Source organism: Nocardioides luti (genome assembly GCF_014212315.1).
Classification (GTDB): domain Bacteria; phylum Actinomycetota; class Actinomycetes; order Propionibacteriales; family Nocardioidaceae; genus Nocardioides; species Nocardioides luti.
Genome location: NZ_JACKXE010000003.1, coordinates 1,786 through 3,969 on the forward strand (window position 1 = coordinate 1,786; position 2,184 = coordinate 3,969).

Annotated in this window: 1 rRNA gene (only partly in view); it reads left to right on the forward strand. The window is 54.3% G+C overall.

Annotated elements, in window-relative coordinates:
• Window positions 1–82 precede the first annotated feature (82 nt).
• Window positions 83–2,184, forward strand: a 23S ribosomal RNA gene (locus H5V45_RS21470); it runs 1,124 nt beyond the window's last position.

Sequence of the window (2,184 nt, forward strand, 5' to 3'; positions counted from 1 at the left end):
TTTGGTCGGGGTGGCCTTGAGGGTGTGGGTGTGTGTTGTGTAGAAGCAATTAAGTCTTTGTAGTTTTTGTTGAGTGTTTGTGAGACAAGCTATGAAGGGCACATGGTGGATGCCTTGGCATCGAGAGCCGATGAAGGACGTAGGAGCCTGCGATAAGCCCTGGGGAGTTGGCAACCGAGCTGTGATCCGGGGGTGTCCGAATGGGGAAACCCAGCTGGAGTCATGTCCAGTTACCCGCGCCTGAATATATAGGGCGTGTGGAGGGAACGTGGGGAAGTGAAACATCTCAGTACCCACAGGAAGAGAAAACAACAGTGATTCCGAGAGTAGTGGCGAGCGAAATCGGAACAGGCTAAACCTCATGCGTGTGATAGCCGGCGGGCGTTGCGTATGGGGGGTTGTGGGATCATTCTATTCATTCTGCCGGATGAGTGAGCAGTAAGAAATCTCAGTTGAAGTTGAAGTCCATTGGAAAGTGGCGCCGTAGAGGGTGATAGCCCCGTAAGTGTAAGGCTGGGACTGCTGAGTGATATCCCAAGTAACACGGAACCCCTGAAATTCCGTGTGAATCTGGCGGGACCACCCGTTAAGCCTAAATACTCCTCGATGACCGATAGCGGACAAGTACCGTGAGGGAAAGGTGAAAAGTACCCCTGGCGGGGAGTGAAATAGTACCTGAAACCATGTGCCTACAATCCGTCGGAGCGATGCCCTTGTGGTGTTGTGACGGCGTGCCTTTTGAAGAATGAGCCTGCGAGTTTGCGTTGTGTTGCGAGGTTAACCCGTGTGGGGAAGCCGTAGCGAAAGCGAGTCCTAATAGGGCTACTTAGTAGCACGATCAAGACCCGAAGCGAAGTGATCTATCCATGGGCAGGTTGAAGCGTCGGTAAGACGACGTGGAGGACCGAACCCACTTAGGTTGAAAACTGAGGGGATGACCTGTGGATAGGGGTGAAAGGCCAATCAAACTTCGTGATAGCTGGTTCTCCCCGAAATGCATTTAGGTGCAGCGTCACGTGTTTCTTGCCGGAGGTAGAGCACTGGATAGCTAATGGGCCCTACAAGGTTACTGACGTTAGCCAAACTCCGAATGCCGGTAAGTGAGAGCGTGGCAGTGAGACAGTGGGGGATAAGCTCCATTGTCGAGAGGGAAACAGCCCAGACCATCAGCTAAGGCCCCTAAGCGGTGACTAAGTGGAAAAGGATGTGGAGTCGCAGTGACAACCAGGAGGTTGGCTTGGAAGCAGCCACCCTTGAAAGAGTGCGTAATAGCTCACTGGTCAAGTGATTCCGCGCCGACAATGTAGCGGGGCTCAAGTCATCCGCCGAAGCTATGGCATTCGCACGTATAGCTAAGCCGCCCTTGAGGTTGGTTCAGGTGTGTGGATGGGTAGGGGAGCGTCGTGTCGCGAGTGAAGCAGCGGAGTGATCCAGTTGTGGACGCGACACGAGTGAGAATGCAGGCATGAGTAGCGAATCACGTGTGAGAAACACGTGCGCCGAATGATCAAGGGTTCCAGGGTCAAGCTAATCTGCCCTGGGTAAGTCGGGACCTAAGGCGAGGCCGACAGGCGTAGTCGATGGACAACGGGTTGATATTCCCGTACCGGCAAAGTAGCGCCCATGACGAACCTGGTGATGCTAACCACCCGAAACTTCCGTTATCTGTTTCCTTCGGGGAGCAGAGGCGGTTGCGGAGCGTGGGACCCGATCTGGTAGTAGTCAAGCGATGGGGTGACGCAGGAAGGTAGTCCAACCGTACCGATGGTTGTGTACGGCTAAGCATGTAGGGCGAGATCTAGGCAAATCCGGATCTCTGACTTTGATGTCGAGCTTGAGATGTGATGGGGAGCCCGTTGGGGTGAAGTGGATGATCCTATGCTGTCGAGAAAAACCTCTAGCGAGCTACGCGCCGCCCGTACCCCAAACCGACTCAGGTGATCAGGTAGAGAATACTAAGGCGATCGAGCAAACCATGGTTAAGGAACTCGGCAAAATGCCCCCGTAACTTCGGGAGAAGGGGGGCCCGGATCGTGTACCCACTTGCTGGGGAAGCGTGAAGGGCCGCAGAGACCAGGCCCAAGCGACTGTTTACTAAAAACACAGGTCCGTGCGAAGTTGTAAGACGATGTATACGGACTGACTCCTGCCCGGTGCTGGAAGGTTAAGGGGACCGGTAAGACT